This is a genomic window from Cupriavidus sp. FW305-26 (assembly GCF_058787975.1).
The window spans coordinates 53,636-72,748 of the sequence record NZ_JBYTAH010000015.1; the positions used below are offsets into that span (position 1 = coordinate 53,636).

At 67.2% G+C, this 19,113-nt stretch carries 12 protein-coding genes and 6 tRNA genes; 7 read left to right on the plus strand and 11 right to left on the minus strand.

Going from position 1 to position 19,113, the window contains the following annotated elements; all coding sequences use genetic code 11:
- Positions 1 to 86: 86 nt before the first annotated feature.
- The 3 genes from AC3WQZ_RS11430 to AC3WQZ_RS11440 all read right to left on the minus strand — a co-directional run bounded on the left by AC3WQZ_RS11430 (position 87) and on the right by AC3WQZ_RS11440 (position 6,976).
- Positions 87 to 3,695 (minus strand): UvrD-helicase domain-containing protein, encoded by a 3,609-nt coding sequence (locus AC3WQZ_RS11430; protein ID WP_492298574.1) that lies wholly within the window; start codon positions 3,693 to 3,695, stop codon positions 87 to 89.
- Positions 3,692 to 6,559: a PD-(D/E)XK nuclease family protein gene (locus AC3WQZ_RS11435; RefSeq protein WP_439668044.1), complete on the minus strand. Its 2,868-nt coding sequence runs from the start codon at positions 6,557 to 6,559 to the stop codon at positions 3,692 to 3,694. The genes AC3WQZ_RS11430 and AC3WQZ_RS11435 overlap by 4 nt, the downstream gene beginning before the upstream one ends.
- Positions 6,560 to 6,697: 138 nt before the next feature.
- The gene (locus AC3WQZ_RS11440) at positions 6,698 to 6,976 is read right to left on the minus strand and encodes a hypothetical protein (protein ID WP_010814264.1); all 279 of its coding nucleotides are present in this window, start codon (positions 6,974 to 6,976) and stop codon (positions 6,698 to 6,700) included.
- A gap of 443 nt (positions 6,977 to 7,419) precedes the next feature.
- Here AC3WQZ_RS11440 and trxA point away from each other — a divergent pair, with 443 nt between their 5' ends.
- From trxA to AC3WQZ_RS11470, 6 genes are all read left to right on the plus strand, one after another.
- Positions 7,420 to 7,746, plus strand: a complete 327-nt coding sequence (gene trxA, locus AC3WQZ_RS11445; protein WP_010814265.1) for a thioredoxin TrxA — start codon at positions 7,420 to 7,422, stop codon at positions 7,744 to 7,746.
- Between the two features lie 179 nt (positions 7,747 to 7,925).
- Positions 7,926 to 9,188: a transcription termination factor Rho gene (rho, locus tag AC3WQZ_RS11450; RefSeq protein WP_010814266.1), complete on the plus strand. Its 1,263-nt coding sequence runs from the start codon at positions 7,926 to 7,928 to the stop codon at positions 9,186 to 9,188.
- Between the two features lie 125 nt (positions 9,189 to 9,313).
- Positions 9,314 to 10,165: a M90 family metallopeptidase gene (locus AC3WQZ_RS11455; RefSeq protein WP_010814267.1), complete on the plus strand. Its 852-nt coding sequence runs from the start codon at positions 9,314 to 9,316 to the stop codon at positions 10,163 to 10,165.
- 201 nt (positions 10,166 to 10,366) lie between these two features.
- On the plus strand, positions 10,367 to 10,627 hold the full coding sequence (locus AC3WQZ_RS11460; protein WP_010814268.1) for a type B 50S ribosomal protein L31: 261 nt from the start codon (positions 10,367 to 10,369) through the stop codon (positions 10,625 to 10,627).
- Positions 10,628 to 10,873: 246 nt separating this feature from the next.
- A complete protein-coding gene (locus AC3WQZ_RS11465; protein ID WP_058697196.1) occupies positions 10,874 to 12,661 on the plus strand; it encodes an ArnT family glycosyltransferase in 1,788 nt (595 codons plus the stop codon).
- A 112-nt stretch (positions 12,662 to 12,773) separates the two neighbouring features.
- Positions 12,774 to 14,126: an MATE family efflux transporter gene (locus AC3WQZ_RS11470; RefSeq protein WP_492300564.1), complete on the plus strand. Its 1,353-nt coding sequence runs from the start codon at positions 12,774 to 12,776 to the stop codon at positions 14,124 to 14,126.
- A gap of 86 nt (positions 14,127 to 14,212) precedes the next feature.
- On the opposite strand, the gene AC3WQZ_RS11475 is transcribed toward AC3WQZ_RS11470, so the two are convergent.
- The 7 genes from AC3WQZ_RS11475 to gltX all read right to left on the minus strand — a co-directional run bounded on the left by AC3WQZ_RS11475 (position 14,213) and on the right by gltX (position 16,839).
- Positions 14,213 to 14,289: transfer RNA gene (locus AC3WQZ_RS11475), tRNA-Asp, on the minus strand.
- Positions 14,290 to 14,352: 63 nt separating this feature from the next.
- Positions 14,353 to 14,428 (minus strand) — tRNA-Glu (locus AC3WQZ_RS11480).
- Between the two features lie 105 nt (positions 14,429 to 14,533).
- Positions 14,534 to 14,609 (minus strand) — tRNA-Ala (locus AC3WQZ_RS11485).
- 198 nt (positions 14,610 to 14,807) lie between these two features.
- Positions 14,808 to 14,884 (minus strand) — tRNA-Asp (locus AC3WQZ_RS11490).
- Positions 14,885 to 14,947: 63 nt separating this feature from the next.
- Positions 14,948 to 15,023, minus strand: a tRNA-Glu gene (locus AC3WQZ_RS11495).
- A gap of 66 nt (positions 15,024 to 15,089) precedes the next feature.
- Positions 15,090 to 15,165: transfer RNA gene (locus AC3WQZ_RS11500), tRNA-Ala, on the minus strand.
- 273 nt (positions 15,166 to 15,438) lie between these two features.
- Positions 15,439 to 16,839 carry a glutamate--tRNA ligase gene (gltX, locus tag AC3WQZ_RS11505; protein ID WP_011615640.1) on the minus strand — a complete coding sequence of 467 codons (1,401 nt, stop codon included), beginning with the start codon at positions 16,837 to 16,839 and terminating at the stop codon, positions 15,439 to 15,441.
- A gap of 246 nt (positions 16,840 to 17,085) precedes the next feature.
- Here gltX and AC3WQZ_RS11510 point away from each other — a divergent pair, with 246 nt between their 5' ends.
- Positions 17,086 to 18,006, plus strand: coding sequence for a patatin-like phospholipase family protein (locus AC3WQZ_RS11510; protein WP_058697198.1), 921 nt, complete (start codon positions 17,086 to 17,088; stop codon positions 18,004 to 18,006).
- A gap of 73 nt (positions 18,007 to 18,079) precedes the next feature.
- Here AC3WQZ_RS11510 and AC3WQZ_RS11515 read toward each other — a convergent pair whose 3' ends face one another.
- On the minus strand, positions 18,080 to 18,760 hold the full coding sequence (locus tag AC3WQZ_RS11515; RefSeq protein WP_010814273.1) for a C40 family peptidase: 681 nt from the start codon (positions 18,758 to 18,760) through the stop codon (positions 18,080 to 18,082).
- Positions 18,761 to 19,113: the final 353 nt, after the last annotated feature.

Sequence of the window (19,113 nt, forward strand, 5' to 3'; positions counted from 1 at the left end):
TTTAGTACAGCCGGGCCACGAGCGCGCGCGCCGCATATCCCATTTTGCGCCGATTCTGGCACCCTGTCCGGGTGCCACGCCAGCCGTCAGAACAGCGAGCCCTGCTGCGGCATCGGCGGCGCCAGACGCTCGGCGGGAATCCATTCGCCGTCCGCGGTGGCCACGCCGGCCTCGATACGCTTGCCCGGGAACATCGGCGCAAGCGCGGCCGCATAGCGGCCCAGCTGCGCGCGGTAGGCTTCATGCTCCTGCGGCAGGAGCCGCAGCTTGTAGTCGACGATCACCACGCGGTCGTCGAACTCCACCAGCCGGTCGATACGCAGCAGCCTGCCGCGCGCGTCATAGAGTTCGACTTCATTGCGCGCGCTGCGGGCGTCCCCCGCCCCCAGCAACGGCGCCAGTGCCGGCGCGCGCAGCATCGCAGCCACCGCCTCCAGCGCTTGCGCCACCTGTTGCCGCCACGCCTGCCGTGCCGCCCCGGTGTGCGCGCCCGTCAGCGGGAACCAGCGCAATACGGTGTCGATCCCCGGCACGCCGGCAAAGGCTTCGGGATAGCGCGTCAGGCGTTCCAGCAAGGCATGCACCAGCTCGCCGTGGCGGGCGGCCGCAGCGTTGAAGACGATGCCGTCGGACTCGTCTTCGGCTTCGGCCTCGCCCTCTTCTTCAAACCCGATCCCCTGCCGCGCATCCGCCGCATCGCGATAGCGCAGCCGGAAGTCGGTAAAGCGCACCGGCTCGCTCAGGCGCGCGGGCATCGGAGCCTGGTCCTGCGCATCGGCCAGCTCGCCCGGATAGGCCGGCACCATCTCGCCGACGCCTGCGGCCTGCAGCCGCACATACCAACTGCCGGCGATCTCGGCATTGCCCTCGCCCGAACCGCTGCGGCTGGCACGGCCCTTGACCCCGCTGACCAGCAGGCCCTGCTGCGCGCGCGTCATGGCCACGTACAGCAGGTTCCAGTTCTCGCGCTCGCCCAGCGCCGCCTCCGCCTCGAACAACGGCGCCCGCGCCAGCCCGCGCTCGCTGCGCTTGCCGTAGGCCGAGAAATGCCGAGGCACCGGCGACGACGGCGGCCAGTCGACCAGGATGCCGCCCCGGTCCGCGGCCGGCTCACTGTGGTTGGCATCGAGCAGCACCACGAACGGCGCCTCCAGGCCCTTGGCCGCATGCACGGTCAGGATATGGACCGCGTCGAGGCCGGCAAACGCCGGATCGTCCTCGGCCGGCTCCACGTCTTCGGCGCTCTCGCCCATGCCGCCTTCATCGGGGCTTTCGCCCTCGTCGCCGCGGCGGATTTCCTGCAGCTCGTCGATAAATTTCGGCAGGCTCGGATAGCGCCCGCCGTCGAGGTCAAGCGACAGCTTCAGGAAGGCGTCGAGGTTGGCCAGCACCTGTTCGCGGATATCCGGCGGCGCGGCCTCGGCATAACGGCGCCGCACTTCGCCGCCGTGGAAGATCTGGTCAATCAGGTCATGCACCGGCCGGTGCGGCGCGACGCGCAACCACTGGCGCAAGCGCTGCACGCCTTCGCGCAGCGCATCGGATACGTGTTCGGGCAGGCCGCCTGACTCGATGCGTGCCCACCAGCCGCCCTCGCCTTCGATCCGGGCCAGCGCCAGCAGGTCGTCGTCTGTCGCTCCCACCAGCGGGCTCTTCAGCACGTGCGCGAGATCCAGGTCCGATTCCGGCGTCATCAGGAACGCCAGCAACGCCGACAGGTCCAGCGCCTCGAGCGTGGCCAGCAGGCCGCCGCGGCGCGGGCTCAGGCACGGGATGCCGGCCTCGCGCAGCGCGCGCTCATAGTCAGCCAGATGGGTCTTGCGGCGCACCAGCAGATGCATGTCGCTCCAGCGCGCGGGGCGCTGTTCGCCGCCCTCATGGACCGGCACGGTGTCGCGCACCAGGCGCAGCCACGCGGCCACGCGCCGGCCCTCTTCCAGCCGCAGCGAATCGCCGGCCTGCCGGCGTGGCTGCAGCAGCGTGTCGCGATGGGCGGAGGCGGCTTCGGCGGACTTGTCCTCTGCACCATCGTCAACGGCGTCTTCGGCCTTGTCCTCGGGCTCCACCAGCGGCAGCAGCCAGACCGGCCCGTTGCCTCCGGCCAGTGCCGTGGTCTGGGTCGCGTACAGCGGATAGCGGCCCTCGGCGCGTGCGGTGTCGAACACGGCGTTGACCCAGTCCAGCACTTCGGCACGGTTGCGCCGGGTGCGGTTGGTGCGCAGCACGGTGGCGCCGAACGTATCGCGCAGCATCTCGCCGGCCGCGCCGAACAGCCGTGCATCGGCGCGCCGGAAGCGGTAGATCGACTGCTTGGGATCGCCCACCAGGAACACCGTCGGCCGCTCGCCCAGGCCCGCATAGCCGGCCAGCCAGCCCTGCAGGATGCGCCACTGCAGCGGGTTGGTGTCCTGGAACTCGTCGAGCAGCAGATGGCGGTAACGCGCGTCCAGCCGCACCTGCAGGTACGTGGCGGTCTCTTCGTCCGACATCAGGCGCGCGGCCTGCCATTCCAGGTCGGCGAAGTCCATCGCGCGCTGCTCGTCCTTGTGCCGCTGGTAGCGCGTCAGCAAGGCATCGCCGATGCAGAACAGCGCGCGGTTGATCGCCAGCACCGCGGCTTCGCAACAACGCGCGCTGATGTCGTCAAGCATGGCGCAGATCGAGGCATGCTCGTCCAGCAACGCATCGACCATGCCTTCGCCGCCGGCGGCCTTGACCAGCGCCGCGGTGCGCCGCAGCGAACGCGGGCCGCCGGTGGTGGTGAAGAACGCGGCGCGCAACTGCGCGAACGCCCGTTCGGCGGGCTTGCCGGGCGCCGCGCCCGCTTCGCGCCACGCGGTGATCGCCATCAGCGCATCGGTGATGCGGGCGGCGTGGGTCTGCTCGGTCTTGCCGGCCGCGCCCAGGCGCAGCGCCAGCGACTCGCAGGCATCGCGCCAGCCTTCGTCGGACAGCGCCTGCAGCAGCACGTCGCCCCGGGCGTCTTCGCCCAGGCAGTCGGACAGCGCCTGCAGCGGGTCGCCGCCCTCCTGCATCGCCCACCATTCGCTGCGGGCATGGAACATCGCGTCCAGCAGCGCGCGTGCCTGGAAGTCGCCCACGGCATCGACCAGCGTTTCCCACGCGGCGCGCAAGTCGGTGTATTGCTCCGTGGCCAGCGCGCGCCAGACCGGGGCCCAGGCTTCGCGTTTCATGCGCAGCGCATCTTCGCGCAGCGCCGCGCCCGGCACGATGCCCGAGGCCAGCGGCGCGCCACGCAGCAGCGTGCCGAACCAGCCGTGGAAGGTATCGATGGCCATGCGCCCGGGCGCGGCCAGCACCTGCGCATGCAGGCGCCGCGCACGCGGCAGCGCCTCGCGCGCGGCGTCATGCGTCAGGCCGCGCTGCACCAGCGCTGCGACCACGTCTTCATCGCTGTCGCGCGACATCTGTGCCAGCACCTCCAGCAGGCGGTCGCGCATTTCTTCGGCGGCCTTGCGCGTGAAGGTGATGGCCAGGATCTCGTGCGGCGCGGCGCCGGCCAGCAGCAGGCGCACCAGCCGCGCCACCAGCAGCCAGGTCTTGCCGCTGCCGGCACAGGCCTCTACCACCACCGAGCGCGCGGGATCGCAGGCGGCGCGCGTGAACTCGGCCTCGGAAACGGGCTCGCCGTCGCGCTGGTAAGGCTGGACGTGGTGCGGATCGTGGGGCGTCATGATGTCAGCGCCGGCACGGCGGTGGATTCCCAGAAGCCCTTGCGGCACAGGCCGCGGGCGGTGCAATACAGGCAGGCGGAGGCATCGCCGAAGGCCGGCAGCCTGGCACCCTGGCGCAGGCGCATGACGTCGTCGCGCATCTGCCGTTCCAGCCAGATGACGGCGGCTTCAAAATCGGGCAGGCCGACTTCGCGCTGCGCCGCCGCTGCGCCCTCGCGCGCGCCTTCGAGCGATACCCAGCTGCCCGCTGCCGCATCGGCGCGCAGCAGGCCGTAGAACGGCAGCTGGCAGTCTTCCCCGACCTCGGCCAGCTTGCGCTTGAGGCGGGTGGCGCTCTGCGTCTTGTAGTCGAGCACGGCATGCGCCCCGCCCGGGCCCTGGTCAAGCCGGTCGATGCGCCCGGTCAGGCGCAGCGGCTGGCCGTCGGGCATCGGCAGGTCGATGCCGGCGTCGAGCTCGCCGCCGCGCCAGAACCAGCCCTCGGCCTCGCGCGCGGATTGCCAGGCGACATACGACGGCATCACCTCGCGCCAGCGCCGGTAGTAGGCAATGGCATTGCCGTCCTCGGCCATCAGCGCACCGAACACGGCTTCGGAAATCTCGGCCAGGCGGGCCAGGCGCCGGTCTTCCGCCAGCGTCTCGCCACGCTCGCGGCGCGCCTGCAGGTCCTTGTGGTAGCGCAGCAGCACGTGGTGCAGGTGTTCGCCGATCTCGCGTTTCTCCAGCTCGTCGCTGACTGTCTCCAACCCGGCCAGGCCCAGCATGCGGCCGGCGAAGAACTGGTAGGGGCAGCGGCGCAGCATGTTGTAGGCCTGCGCGCTCCAGCGCACCGGCACCAGCGCGGGCTCCGCCGCCGGCGCCGGCATGCCCTGCGGATCGGCAAAGGTCTCGTGCGCCTGTGCTGCGGCGGAAGCTTCGATGCTGACGCCCGCGCGCGCGCAGCACGCCGCCAGGCGCTCGATCCAGCCCGACACATGATGCGGCTCGCCGCGGCTGCCGTAGCGTTGCCAGGTCAGCACCACGTCGTCGTTGTTCAGCAGCACCTCGGCCAGGTCGCGCGCCTGTTGCGCAAAGCGGGCCTCGCGGTCTTCCAGGTCCAGCTCGCGCCGCATCTGGTTGGAGAAGAACATCAGCTCGGCGGCGCTGGACGGCAGTTGCGCGTCATCGCAGCCGACGATCACCACGCCCTCGAAGCGGCGCATGCGCGCGCCGTTCAGCGGCAGGATGGTGATGCGCGCCGGGCCGCTGGCCGAGGGCTCCTTGTAGGCGACCGATTCCAGCAGCGCCGACAGCATCGCGCGGAACTCGCCCTGCGACAGCGTGGCATGGCCGCCGGTCTCGTCCAGCGGCAACTCCTGCAGCCGCGCCAGCGCATCGAGCAGCTGGCTGCCGGCATCGTCCGCGGCCAGCGCTGCGCGCATGCCGAGGCCGTCGAGCATGCCGTCGAGCCGTTCCAGCCAGGTTGCCAGCGGATGCTGCGCGAGGCCGCGCGGCCAGCGCGCCGCCTCGTCGGCGAGCACGGCGATGAGCGCGTGCGCGGCGTGGCGCGGCGCTTCGGCGGCATCCTCGTCTTCCGTGGCAGCTTGTTGCGCCGCGGTCGGTGCGTGGCCGAACAGCTGGCGCAGGCGCGCCCAGCCGCCGGTGATGCCCTCGCGCCGCACCTGGCGCTCCAGCAGCGCGATGGCCGCGCCGCGCCCGGCAACCTCCGGCAGGCAGAACGGGCTCTTGAGCAGGTCCAGCAGCGCAGCGGTGTCGCCGTCGCGCACCAACAGGTCGAACCAGCGCATCAGCGCGGCGGCCGCGCGCGTGGTGGAAAGCTTCCAGCCGGTCTCGTCGCGCACCGGTGCGCCGGCGCGCGCCAGCAGGGCACGGGCGCGCCGCGCCACCACGCGGTCGTGCGCGACCAGCGCCACCTGGCGGCGGCCTTCATTGAGCCACTGCACCAGCTGCGCGGCTGCCGCGGCGGCTTCATCCTCGAAGCGCGCGCTGCCGACCACGCGGATCGACGGACGCTGCGGCGGCAGCGCAGGCATGGCCGGCGCGGGGGCGACGGCTTCGGCATCATCGACGATCCTTGCTTCCGGCCATAGCGCCAGCAGGGTCTGGTACCAGTCGGCATCGCTCTCGCCCTGCCCGGTCCAGTCATAGCCGACCTGCAGCACCGGCACCAACTCGGCGGCATCGCGCAGGAACGCGGCTTCAAGCGGCGTGGGCGGGGTCGGGGCAATCCAGATCACCGGGCCGCGCAGCTGCTGCGACAGCTCGCGCAAGGCGCGGCGCCGCGCCGGCAGCGGATCGTCCGGGCCGGACAGCGCCTGCCAGAATGCCAGCACGATGCGCGCCTCTTCGCCGAGGAAGCGCTCGGACAGATGCGAATAGGTCCGTTCCAGCGCGCCCTGCAGCAGGCCGGCGCGATCGTCGCCGTCGATCTCGTCATCGTCGCGGATGGCGGCGTCTTCGAGCCAGCGCGCGTTAAGCTCGTCGCAGATCGACAGCAGCGTCTGCGACAGGCCCCATGCGGCGGTCTCGTTCTGGGCGCCGAAGGCGCGGCGCAGCCAATCCTGCCCGCGCACCGCCTGCTGCACGGCCAGCAGGCGTGCGGCCGGGCTGCGCACCGGGGCGCCCTCGGGCGGCAGGTCGAGCAGCCAGTGGCCCAGCGTCAGCACGCGCGGCAGCAGCCGCGGGCTGCCCGACGCGCGCGCGGCGGCGTCCAGTGCCTGGCGCACGCCCGGGATCTGCGCCGCGGTGGGCACGACCACGTGCGCGCCCGCCTCCGGCGCGCCGCAGCGGTCGAGGAAATACCAGGCAGCCGTGGCCGCCTGGTCGAGGAAATCAGGGCCAGGGCGGAAACGTAGCGACGTCATGGGCGCGTGGGGCGCAGCCCGGAATGGCTGCGCGAACTGCGTCGGTCGGCGAAAGCGTCAGGATGCAACGGAAACAATACGGGCGCCGCCGGCCTGGGCGGCTGGCGGCAAGTGTGATGCAGGGCAGGCGGAACCGGCTCAGTCCGAACCGCCTTCCAGCCGGGCGCGGATTTCGCGCGCGGTCTCGAGCAGGCCCTCATAGCCGGAGCGCGCATGCTCGGGCAGGTCCGGGTCGCCCACCAGGGTACCGAGGGTCTCGATGATGCTGTAGACCAGGCCGCGTGCGGCACCGCTGGCGATGCTGTTGGTCTCCACGGCGCTGCTGATATGGTCCAGCGCATCGCTCAGGTGGTCCACGTCCGGCGCCTGGCCGGGCTCGGGCTCGGGCTGCGAAGGCTTGCGGGGATCGGTGTTCATGTCGATGACCTAGTCAGTGGCGCAGGATGCAAGATTGGTCCGCTGGCGCCGCCTGCGGACCGCTTTCTATTCTACGCGCACGCCACACTCAATCGGCACCGCGCGGCGCGCACAAGTGCATTCTATGACACACCCTCCCGCACGCCGCAAGCGATTACCCGAATCTCTCGGCGCCATAGAAAATAAGCATTTCAATGAATCCTCCGATTGCAGCAGAATCATTTCCGTGCCGGCGCGCTTTCGAGTGTTTGCCAGGCCGGTCTTGAAAATCGGCAAACTGGTAACATATCGGCAGCACCGGGCGCGGCAGCGGCCCCCACGGCCTGTTTGCGGGCTGCGGAGGCAGCCCGACGGGTCCGCGCAATCTCGTGTAAGGTAACGGTTCGGCCCTCCGAAGTCTCCAGCCTTCAACATAAACAGAGCGAAACCAGAGGTTTTCCGCCATGAGCGAACAAATCAAGTATGTGAGCGACGCCTCCTTCGATGCTGACGTCCTCCAGTCCGACAAACCCGTCCTGCTCGACTTCTGGGCGGAATGGTGCGGCCCCTGCAAGATGATCGCGCCGATCCTGGACGAAGTCGCCAAGGACTATGGCGACAAGCTGCAGATCGCCAAGATCAATGTCGATGAAAACCAGCAGGTGCCGGCCAAGTTCGGCATCCGCGGCATCCCGACGCTGATCCTGTTCAAGAACGGCGCGGTCGCGGCCCAGAAGGTCGGCGCGCTGTCCAAGTCGCAACTGACCGCCTTCCTCGACGGCAACCTGTAAGCTGCGCGCCGGGACCTGACCCACGGTCCCGGTTTTGTCACGATCCGACGTGCGTGCGCCACATCCTGGCGGCCCGGTCGGATTGTGCTAAGATGCCACCAACAACTCCCCGAGCGTTCGCTCATTTCCCCCCTTCCCTTTAGGTCTCGCCCGTCCGGGCCCATCTGTACCCCTCGTCTATGCACCTGACAGAACTCAAATCGCTTCACGTGTCTGCGCTTCTCGAAATGGCGGCTACGCTCGAGATCGACAACGCACAACGGATGCGCAAACAGGAACTGATGTTTGCGATCCTGAAGAAGCGCGCCAAGATGGGCGAAACCATCTTTGGAGACGGCACGCTGGAGGTGCTGCCCGACGGCTTCGGCTTCCTGCGCTCGCCCGAAACCTCGTATCTGGCCAGCACGGATGACATCTACATCAGTCCGTCCCAGATCCGCCGCTTCAACCTGCACACCGGCGATTCGATCGAGGGTGAAGTGCGTACGCCCAAGGACGGCGAACGCTACTTTGCACTGGTCAAGGTGGACAAGGTCAACGGGCAGCCGCCCGAAGCGGTCAAGAACCGCATCATGTTCGAGAACCTGACGCCGCTGCACCCGAACCGGCCGCTCACGCTCGAACGCGATATCAAGGCTGAAGAGAACATCACCGGCCGCATCATCGACATGATCGCGCCGATCGGCCGCGGCCAGCGTGCGCTGCTGGTGGCGTCGCCCAAGTCCGGCAAGACCGTGATGCTGCAGCACATCGCCCACGCGATTGCCAACAACCATCCGGAAGCGGACCTGTTCGTGCTGCTGATCGACGAGCGCCCGGAAGAAGTGACCGAGATGATGCGTTCGGTGCGCGGCGAAGTGGTTGCGTCGACCTTCGACGAACCGGCCATCCGCCACGTTCAGGTTGCCGAAATGGTGATCGAGAAGGCCAAGCGCCTGGTCGAACTGAAGCGCGACGTCGTGATCCTGCTGGACTCGATCACCCGTCTGGCGCGTGCCTACAACACCGTGGTGCCGGCCTCGGGCAAAGTGCTGACCGGTGGTGTGGACGCCAACGCGCTGCAGCGCCCGAAGCGCTTCTTCGGTGCCGCGCGCAACCTGGAAGAAGGCGGTTCGCTGACCATCATCGCCACCGCGCTGATCGAAACCGGCAGCCGCATGGACGACGTGATCTATGAAGAGTTCAAGGGCACCGGCAATATGGAAGTGCACCTGGAACGCCGCCTGGCCGAGAAGCGCGTCTACCCGTCGATCAACCTGAACAAGTCGGGCACGCGCCGCGAAGAGCTGCTGATCAAGCCGGAAATCCTGCAGAAGATCTGGATCCTGCGCAAGTTCATCTCCGACATGGATGAAGTGCAGGCGATGGAATTCATCATGGACAAGATGAAGGCCACGAAGAACAACGCCGAGTTTTTCGATATGATGCGCAGAGGCGGCTGAGCCCTCGCTGCAGCGTCAACGCAGCATCGCCGCAAGGCGGACAGGAAGGCGTGCCACGGCACGCCTTTTTTGTTGCCCGACCTTTTTTGTTGCCGGACCATTTCACAGCGCACCGCGCTACGCCCATGCTCGGCAAACTGACCTCATTCCTGCGCACCCGCTCGCGGGCCCGCAAGCTGGAACACTACGCCATCCCCGATGCGCTGTGGGCGCGCACGGTCGCCACGCTGCCGTTCGTGCAGCGCTACGGCAGCGAAGACCTGGCGGCGCTGCGCGAACTGGCCACGCTGTTCATCGCCGACAAGGAATACTCCACCGCGCACGACCTGCCGCTGGCCGACGACATGGTGGCCAGCGTTGCCGTGCAGGCCTGCGTGCCGATCCTGAAGCTGGGGCTGCCTTGGTACCGGGGCTGGCACGGCATCGTGCTCTACCCGGGCGAGTTCATCATCCGCCGGACCGTGCAGGACGAGATCGGCCTGGTGCACGGCGTGGTCGAGGAAGCCAGCGGCGAGGCCTGGGAGCACGGGCCGGTGATCCTGTCCTGGCCCGACGTGCACACCCCCGGGGCCGGCATCGACAGCGACCACGAACTGCCGGCCGATACCTACAACGTGGTCATCCACGAGTTCGCCCACAAGCTGGACATGCTCGACGGCGAGCCCGACGGCGTGCCGCCCTTCTCGCGCGTGCTGCACCCGGACATCGACGCGGAAGCCTGGGCCGAGACCTTCCTGACCGAGTACGACCGCTTTGCCGAGTCCTGGGAGGCACGCGACGAGGCCGACTGGGAGCACCCGGAGCGGCTGCCGCCGGCGCTGCGCATCATCGACCCATATGGGACCGAGGCGCCGAGCGAGTTCTTTGCCGTGACGTCAGAGGCATTTTTTGTCGAGCCGACCGGGCTGGCGCGGCACTGGCCGGTTGTATACCAGTCGCTGGCCGCCTTCTATCGCCAGGACCCGGCCTCCATGTGATGCTTTTGCCATATTCATGCACAACACTTTCTGTGCCTCGCGTGGCGCAGCCTCTTCCCCAAGTATTTGTTTTTCTGCCATAATCCCGGTTTGCCCGTTACCGGCAAGTGGTTCGTTCGTCGCCGCGCCATGCACGCTCTCGCCCTCGGCGGAGAACAGCGGATTGCAACGGACTGGCTACCCAACCAGAAAGGACTCATCATGAAAGAAGGCATTCACCCGAATTACCGCGAAGTCGTGTTCCAGGACATGTCCAGCGACTTCAGCTTCATCACCCGCTCGACCATCCAGACCAAGGACAAGATCGTGAAGGACGGCAAGGAATACCCGCTGGCCAAGATCGAAGTCTCGTCGGAATCGCACCCGTTCTACACCGGCACCCAGAAGATCATGGACACGGCCGGCCGCGTGGAAAAGTTCCGCCAGAAGTTCGGCAACAAGCTGGGCAAGGCTGCGAAGTAAATCGCTTTCAGCGAACCCCGCTTCGCAAGGCCTGCGGACAGATGCTCCGGGGCCTGTGCGAAACAGCAAAGAGGCAGCATCGGCTGCCTCTTTGCTTTTGTGCCGGACCACGACCGGTACCGCCGCATTCATTGGATTTACCCCACACCCCGTGAGGCTTCCACGCCATGCCACGGCCCGCGCGGCCGCCGCATGCGCGATACTGTGGCCTTCGCGCCATTGCGCCACCGCCCGACCTGAGCATCGATGCGTCAAGCCAATACCTCCCCCGTCCAGTTGACCGCTGCCGCGACCGGCGCCCTGCCGCGCGCGCTGCTGCTGGCGATCTGCATCATCTATGGCCTGGTCGGCCTGTTCGGCCGCGACCCGTGGAAGAACGAGGACGCCGCCGGCTTTGGCGTGATGTGGCAGCTGGCCACCGGCAACCTGCACGACTGGCTGATGCCGAATATCGTCGGCCGCCCGTACAGCGAGGACGGCCCGCTGGTGTTCTGGATCGGCGCGCTGATGATCCGCGGCTTCGGCAGCTGGCTGGGCGCGGCCGACGCCGCGCGGCTGGCCACGGCGCTGTTCTTCTTCGCGACCTGCGCCTGCATCTGGTACACCACCTACCTGCTGGGCCGGCGCGACGAGGTCCAGCCATTTGCCTATGCCTTCGGCGGCCAGCCCAACGCGCGCGATTACGGCCGCACGCTGGCCGACGGCGCGCTGCTGATCTTCCTGGCCTGCGTGGGCCTGGCCATGCGCGGGCACGAGACCACGCCGCAGGTCGGCCAGGTCGCCTTTATCGCACTGGCCCTGTACGGCATGGTGCGCAGCCTCGACAAGCCCATCCAGGGCAGCCTGGTCTATGGTGCCGCGCTGGGCGGGCTGGCGCTGGCCAGCGGGCCCCTGCTGCCGCTGGCGCTGCTGGGTGGCAGCGCGGTCTGCGCACTGGTGTGCAAGCCGCTGCCGTGGCGGCGCCTGGCCGCCATCGGCATTCCGCTGGCGCTGCTGATGGTGTCGGCGTGGCTGGCGGCCGCCTACTTCGGCGCGGCCGACCGCAACGAGGCGGTGACCTTCATCCGCGAATGGTCGCGCTATGACCGCCGCAGCTACGGCTCGCCCAATGTGGCGACCTTCGGCTTCAACGTGCGCAACCTGTTCCTGTACACGTGGCCGGTCTGGCCGATCGCGGGCTGGGCCTGGATCGCGTGGACCGGCATGCGCCGCGCCCCCCATGTGGCGGCGCCGCTGGCGCTGCTGCTGCCGGTGCTGGTGCTGCTGTTCCTGCAGCGCAGTGCCGGCGACGTGCAGTTCATCCTGCTGCTGCCGCCGATGGCCGTGCTGGCCGCATTCGCGCTGCCCACGCTGGCGCGCGGCGTGATCAACGCGATCGACTGGTTCGCGCTGCTGTTCTTCACCATCTTCGGTGGCACGGTCTGGTTCATGTGGATCGCCAAGACCACCGGCTGGCCGCCGCGCATCGCACGCAACGTCTTCCGCCAGCTGCCCGGCTACCAGCATGAGTTCACCATTGCCGCGGTGGTGTTCGCGCTGGCGGCCACGGTCGCGTGGGTGCTGATCGTGCGCTGGCGGCTGTCGCGCGCGCCCAAGCAGATCTGGCGCCCGGTGGTGATTTCCGCCGCCGGCACCACCCTGATGTGGGTCATGGCAATGACGCTGTGGCTGCCCTCGATCAACTACGGCAAGACCTACCGCGACGTGGCCCAGGCCGCGGCGATGGCGCTGCCGCCTGCCTACCAGTGCGTCCAGCCGATCCGCATGGGCGATGCGCAGCTGGCGTCGTTCGCCTATTTCGGCCATATCCGCTTTGGCGGCCCCAACGACGGCTGCGACGTGCTGCTGCGCCATGACGCGGTCGACTATGGCGAGCCGGGCAATATCTCGCATTTCGAGTGGCGGCTGATCTGGGAAGGCCGCCGCCCCGCGGACCGCGACGAGCGCTTCCGCATGTACCGGCTGGTCGATACCGCGCGCGCCGTCCATCCGCGCCCCGACCTGCCGCGGCGCCGCCTGCCGCGCCAGCCCTGAGCCCTTTCCGGCGTCACCACCACCGCAGCGCCTGTCGCGCCATCGAACCATTCCGGCCGCAGGCGGCTGCGGGGCTGACCATCCAGCCCTGACCAAGCCTGCCGAGCCCTGAATGACCCTGTTCCAAGACCTTCGCCGTATCGCCAGCCTGGCCGGCCCGGTGCTGGCCGGCCAGCTTGCCGTTATCGCCTTTGGCGTCATCGATACCGTGATGGCCGGGCGCGCCTCGGCGACCGACCTGGCCGCCGTGGGCCTGGGCGGCTCGATCTACGTCACCATCTATATCAGCCTGATGGGCGTATTGCAGGCGCTGTCGCCCATCGCCGGGCAGCTCTATGGCGCCGGCCGCATCGAGGCGATCGGCGCCGAGGTCCGGCAGGCCGCATGGCTGGGCGCCGCACTGGCGATTCCGGGCGTGCTGCTGCTGGCCTTCCCGGCCCCGCTGCTCGCTTTCGCCAAGGCGCCGCCCGAACTGGTCGAGAAAGCCACCGCCTACCTGCATCTCGGTGCCTTCGGGCTGCCGGCGGCGCTGGCATTCCGCATCTACTCGGCGCTGAACAATGCGCTGTCGCGCCCGATCATGGTGACGGTGCTGCAGATCGGCGGGCTGGCGCTGAAGGTGCCGCTCAATGCCTGGTTCATCCACGGCGGCCTGGGCGTGCCGGCGATGGGCGGCCCCGGCTGCGGCCTGGCCTCGACGCTGATCAGCTGGGCCTGGTGCATCGCCGGGCTGCTGATCCTGCGCTACGGCAGCGCCTATCACCCGCTGCGGATCTTCAGTATGTGGAGCTGGCCGGCTGCCGCCCCGCTGCGCGCGCTGCTGCGGCTGGGCGTGCCGATGGGCCTGACCTACCTGATCGAGATCACCTCGTTCACGCTGATGTCGATCTTCATCACGCGCCTGGGCACGGTCACGCTGGCCGGGCACCAGATCATCGCCAACCTGGGCGCGGTGGCCTACATGCTGCCGCTGTCGCTGGGGATTGCCACCTCGACGCTGGTGGCACAGCATCTCGGCGCGCGCGACCTGGCCGGCGCCAGCCGCCTTGCCTGGCGAGGTATCCGCATGGCGGTGACGCTGGCGGTGCTGACCGGTGCCCTGCTGTGGCTGCTGCGCAAGCCGGTGCTGCATGCCTACGCGAGCGATCCCGCGGTGGTCGCGGCAGCGCTGCCGCTGGTGCTGTTCGTGGCGTTCTACCAGGCCTTCGACGCGGTGCAGGTGATGACGGCGTTTATCCTGCGCGCGTACAAGATCGCGCTGATTCCGACGCTGATCTATGCCGGCTCGCTGTGGGGCATCGGACTGGGCGGGGGTTATGTGGTGGGCTTCGGGCTGATCGAGGGCATGCCCGACTTCACACGCGGCGCCAGCGGCTTCTGGCTGGCCAACAGCATCAGCCTGGCGATTGCAGGCGTGCTGCTGGTGCGGTATTTCAGCCGGGTCAGCAAGGATCCGGAAAACTGACTCTGGCACTGGCCGCTCGCAAGGGCGGCGGCCGCATCTTCAGTAACCGGAAAAGAAAAACGCCCGCTTGCGCGGGCGTTCTAATTTGGCGGAGTGGACGGGACTCGAACCCGCGACCCCCGGCGTGACAGGCCGGTATTCTAACCGACTGAACTACCACTCCTTAGTCGGCGTCTTCCGAAGCTTCGCTTCAGTCGACTGGGCGTCTGATTACGCCCTGTTGTTATGGCGTCCCCTAGGGGATTCGAACCCCTGTACTCACCGTGAAAGGGTGATGTCCTAGGCCTCTAGACGAAGGGGACAGAAACTTGTTTTACAACGCGCTTTCTGTCTTGCGCTGGAAAGTCCGCCATCATAGCAGGCTTTTTCGCGCCTGGGAAGCTTCTTTTCAGACGCCTCCCAAATTCTGGTGGAGCTAAGCGGGATCGAACCGCTGACCTCTTGCATGCCATGCAAGCGCTCTCCCAGCTGAGCTATAGCCCCGTATCCGATACTGCTGGACGGTTACTGCTGGAACCACCTTCGCTGTCTGCCGCTTACCGCAGCATTTGCAGCGAAGACAGGATTATATAGCGAATTTCGCAACGAATGCAACATTTTTTATTGCGTTTGCGGCGATTAACGACATAATGCCTCACCCAAAGAAAAACCCGCATGGCGCAAACCATGCGGGTTCAGTTTTGGCGGAGTGGACGGGACTCGAACCCGCGACCCCCGGCGTGACAGGCCGGTATTCTAACCGACTGAACTACCACTCCTTAGTCGGCGTCTTCCGAAGCTTCGCTTCAGTCGACTGGGCGTCTGATTACGCCCTGTTGTTATGGCGTCCCCTAGGGGATTCGAACCCCTGTACTCACCGTGAAAGGGTGATGTCCTAGGCCTCTAGACGAAGGGGACAGAAACTTGTCTTTCAACACGTTCCGTCTGGCGCCACCCTAAACAACCTGGATGACACCTAAATCTTGGTGGAGCTAAGCGGGATCGAACCGCTGACCTCTTGCATGCCATGCAAGCGCTCTCCCAGCTGAGCTATAGCCCCATGGTACTGCTCTTTACTGCAACTTGCTGCGTTTTCGCCTGAATTAACTACCGTTTCAAGCGAAGCCAAGATTATATATCAACCATTAATCTTTGCAAGCTCCCGTTTCAGCTTTTTTCGCTTTCCCGTCACTTCAAAAATCAGTTCGGAGATTGCGAAGATCCTTGCGGATCCGCCAGCCCGCTTGGTCAGGGACCGCGCCGCAGGGAGAAAGAGATTATGCGCAAGTCCGGCCCGGAGCGCAAGCCCCCGGCGCGGACTTTTTGCGACTTTTTATGCAGCTGCCGCCAGGCGGCGCAGCACCGTGTCGCGGCCGAACAGTTCCAGCACCGCATCGATGCCTGGCGTCTGCAGCTGGCCGGCCACCAGCAGGCGCACCGGCATGGCCAGCTTGGGCATCTTCAGGCCGAACTCGGCCAGCACGGCCTTGAAGGTGGCGCTGATGGCTTCGCGCTTCCATTCCGGCAGCGCGGCCAGCTGGTTGGCCAGCGCCGCCAGCGCGGGCTGGATTTCCGGGGTCAGGTGCTCGGCCTTGAGCGCGGCATCCGCCTGCGGCTCGCCGCGATAGAACAGCAGCGCCGCCTGCGCGACCTCCTTCAGCGTATTGGCGCGGTCCTTCACCAGCGCCACCACGCCGGCCAGGTCCGCCCCTTCCACCTTGCCGCCGAGCGCCTCGATAAACGGCTGCGTCAGCGTGGCCAGGCGCTGGTTGTCGCCGACCTTGATGTAGTGGTTGTTCAGCCAGGCCAGCTTCTCGGGGTTGTACTGGGCGGGCGACTTGCCCAGGTGCTCCAGGTCGAACCATTCAACGAACTGCTCGCGCGAGAAGATCTCGGCGTCGCCGTGGGCCCAGCCCAGGCGCGCCAGGTAGTTCAGCACGGCTTCGGGCAGATAGCCCTCGTCGCGGTAGCCGGTCACGGCCATGGCGCCATGGCGCTTGCTCATCTTCTCGCCCTGCTCGTTGAGCACGGTCGGCAGGTGGGCGTAGACCGGCGGCGTGCCGCCCAGCGCGCGGATGATGTTGATCTGACGCGGGGTGTTGTTGACGTGGTCGTCGCCGCGAATCACGTGGGTGATCTTCATATCGAGGTCGTCCACCACCACGCAGAAGTTGTACGTGGGGGTGCCGTCCGGGCGCGCGATCACCAGGTCGTCGAGTTCGTCGTTGGAGATCTCGATGCGGCCCTTGACCGCGTCATCCCACACCACGCTGCCGCCGATCGGATTCTTGAAGCGGATCACCGGATCGACCCCTGCCGGCGGCTCGGGCAGGACCTTGCCCGGCTCGGGACGCCAGAAGCCGTTGTAGCGCGGCTTCTCGCCGCGCTCGCGCTGGGCTTCGCGCAGGGCATCCAGCTCTTCGGTGCTCATGTAGCAGCGGTAGGCCAGGCCGGACTCAACCATCTGCGCGACCACTTCACGATAGCGGTCCATGCGCTGCATCTGGTAGAACGGACCTTCGTCGATATCCATCTCCAGCCAGGCCATGCTCTCGAGGATCACGTCGACCGCTTCCTGCGACGAACGCTCGACGTCGGTGTCTTCGATGCGCAGGATAAAGTCGCCCTTCATGCGGCGGGCGAAGGCCCAGGGATAGAGCGCGGAGCGGATATTGCCGAGGTGGATAAAACCGGTCGGGCTCGGCGCAAAGCGGGTGCGGACGCGTTGGGTCATGGTCAGGGGCAGAAACAAGAAAGCCCGCGCGCAGCGGCGCGCAGGCTGGTGTATGTGCAGGTCTTACATTATACCAACGCGCATCCCTCGCCCCGCCCGGCGTGCCAGCGCCGTGCGGAATCATTTATGCTTGCGCCGGTCTGAGGTGATGCCGCTGATCCAGGCAATTCGATGCCAGCCCCATTGAGGAGCGCCCGCATCACATCCCTGTATCCGCCGGTCCCACCTGGCTACTGATCTCGCTTCATGCAACGACGTCATTTCCTCGGTATCTCCGCGGCCGCCCTGCTGGCGGGCTGCTCGTTCGGCCCGCGTCCCGCGCCGCCGCTCGCCACCACCCCGCCCGCGCCGCGGCCCGTCAAGATCGGCCTGGCGCTGGGCGGCGGCGCGGCGCGCGGCTTTGCCCATATCGGCGTGATCAAGGCGCTCGAAGCGCAAGGCATCCATGCCGACCTGGTCACCGGCACCAGCGCCGGCGCGGTCGTGGCGGCGCTTTACGCCAGCGGACTGAATGGCTTCCAGCTGAACAAGCTGGCGCTGACCATGGACGAGGCTGCCATCGCCGACTGGGCCCTGCCCTTCGGCACCCGCTTCGGCGGCTGGCTCAAGGGCGAGGCGCTGCAGAACTACATCAACCGGCTGGTGCAGAACCGGACCATCGAGGCCATGAAGCTGCCGCTGGGCATTGTCGCCACCGATCTCAAGAGCGGCGAGAAAATCCTGTTCCGCCGCGGCAACACAGGCCAGGCCGTGCGCGCGTCGAGCAGCGTGCCCGGGGTGTTCCAGCCGGTGTCGATCCAGGGTCACGACTATGTCGACGGCGGCCTGGTCGAGCCGGTGCCGGTGGATTCCGCGCGCGGCATGGGCGCGGACTTTGTCATCGCGGTCAACATCTCGGCCGACCCGTCGGCGCAGAAGAACGCGGGCCAGAGCGGCGTGCTGCTGCAGACCACCGCGATCATGGGCCAGTCGATCAACAAGATGGCACTGGCGCGCGCCGACGTGGTGATCCGCCCCGAGCTGCCCGATATGGGCGGCAGCGACTTCAACGCCCGCAACCGGGCCATACTGGCCGGCGAACAGGCCACCACGGCGGTGATGGCAACGCTGCGGCAGCGGCTGGAACAGGCCCGCCTGGCACCGGCCGGAACGGTCGCAGTGCAATAGCCCGGGGAGCACGCCCCGCCAAAGAAAAAAGGACTGTCGCAGCAGTCCTTTTTGCTTGTAGCGCGCCGGAAACTCAGCCGCCGTACATCGATGCGCGGACAACCTTGGGGTCATAGCGCTTGAGCGTCTCGACCATGTCGCCGAGGCCATCGGCGCCGCCCTCCTTGCCATCCTCGATGCGGCGGGCGCCGTTGTAGCGGGTCACCCAGTAAGACGCACGCATGTCGTCGACTCGGATCTTGCTGCCCGTGGACGGGGCATGCACGAACTTGTTGTCGCCGATATAGATGCCGACGTGCGAGAAGGTCTGGCGCATGGTGTTGAAGAACACCAGGTCGCCCGGACGCAGGTCGGTGGCCGCCACGGTGGTGCCGACACGGCTGATTTCGACAGAGCGGCGCGGCAGCATGAAGCCGAAGGTGTCCTGGAACACGTAGCGGACGAAGCCGCTGCAGTCCAGGCCGGATTCGGGGCTGTTGCCGCCGAAGCGGTAACGCACGCCAATCAGGCCCAGCGCATTCATGACCAGGTCGCCAGCCTTGCTGGCAACGTTGCTGGTGGAATTCACCACCGACGACAGCAAGCCGCGCTTGCCTTCCGCATGCGAATCCGCGGCGTGGGCCGTGGCATCGATACGGGCGTCGGCATCCTTGAATACCGTATCCGCCAGCACTCCATTCGACACAGTCGCACCGCAGACAATGGCAATTCCGACGGCGGCACGCGCCAGGGAATGAAGTACCGATCGCTGCATTGGTTCTCCCGTTGATCGTTCCAAAGCAAGCCCCGGCACGAGTCCGGGGCAGCTGCTTATATGTGAAATTCGCGTGAACTTCGCGAGAAATTCATGTGAACCTGCGGGGTGAACCCTATGCAACATCCGCACCAGGCTTTCCGGGCCTGTCTTGCACCGCAAACGTGCTATGCACGATCCAATGCGTCGGACGGACCACCCCCAAAACTAGTTCTCGCGGGATGGTAAAGGGTTGTCATTCACATGTCAAAGTTCGTTACAAATTCGCCGGATTTGACTGGCGAATCAAGGATATAGGCGGGAATTCGCACCTTGTTTATCGGATTGATCCGAACAACCGGATGCTAGCCAGG

Excerpts from the sequence above, each read along its gene's own strand:
- AC3WQZ_RS11515 (WP_010814273.1), bottom strand. The coding sequence starts at position 18,760 with ATGCAGCGATCGGTACTTCATTCCCTGGCGCGTGCCGCCGTCGGAATT.
- AC3WQZ_RS11510 (WP_058697198.1), top strand. The coding sequence starts at position 17,086 with ATGCAACGACGTCATTTCCTCGGTATCTCCGCGGCCGCCCTGCTGGCG.
- AC3WQZ_RS11440 (WP_010814264.1), bottom strand. The coding sequence starts at position 6,976 with ATGAACACCGATCCCCGCAAGCCTTCGCAGCCCGAGCCCGAGCCCGGC.
- gltX (WP_011615640.1), bottom strand. The coding sequence starts at position 16,839 with ATGACCCAACGCGTCCGCACCCGCTTTGCGCCGAGCCCGACCGGTTTT.
- AC3WQZ_RS11430 (WP_492298574.1), bottom strand. The coding sequence starts at position 3,695 with ATGACGCCCCACGATCCGCACCACGTCCAGCCTTACCAGCGCGACGGC.
- AC3WQZ_RS11435 (WP_439668044.1), bottom strand. The coding sequence starts at position 6,559 with ATGACGTCGCTACGTTTCCGCCCTGGCCCTGATTTCCTCGACCAGGCG.
- AC3WQZ_RS11470 (WP_492300564.1), top strand. The coding sequence starts at position 12,774 with ATGACCCTGTTCCAAGACCTTCGCCGTATCGCCAGCCTGGCCGGCCCG.
- AC3WQZ_RS11455 (WP_010814267.1), top strand. The coding sequence starts at position 9,314 with ATGCTCGGCAAACTGACCTCATTCCTGCGCACCCGCTCGCGGGCCCGC.
- AC3WQZ_RS11465 (WP_058697196.1), top strand. The coding sequence starts at position 10,874 with ATGCGTCAAGCCAATACCTCCCCCGTCCAGTTGACCGCTGCCGCGACC.
- rho (WP_010814266.1), top strand. The coding sequence starts at position 7,926 with ATGCACCTGACAGAACTCAAATCGCTTCACGTGTCTGCGCTTCTCGAA.
- AC3WQZ_RS11460 (WP_010814268.1), top strand. The coding sequence starts at position 10,367 with ATGAAAGAAGGCATTCACCCGAATTACCGCGAAGTCGTGTTCCAGGAC.
- trxA (WP_010814265.1), top strand. The coding sequence starts at position 7,420 with ATGAGCGAACAAATCAAGTATGTGAGCGACGCCTCCTTCGATGCTGAC.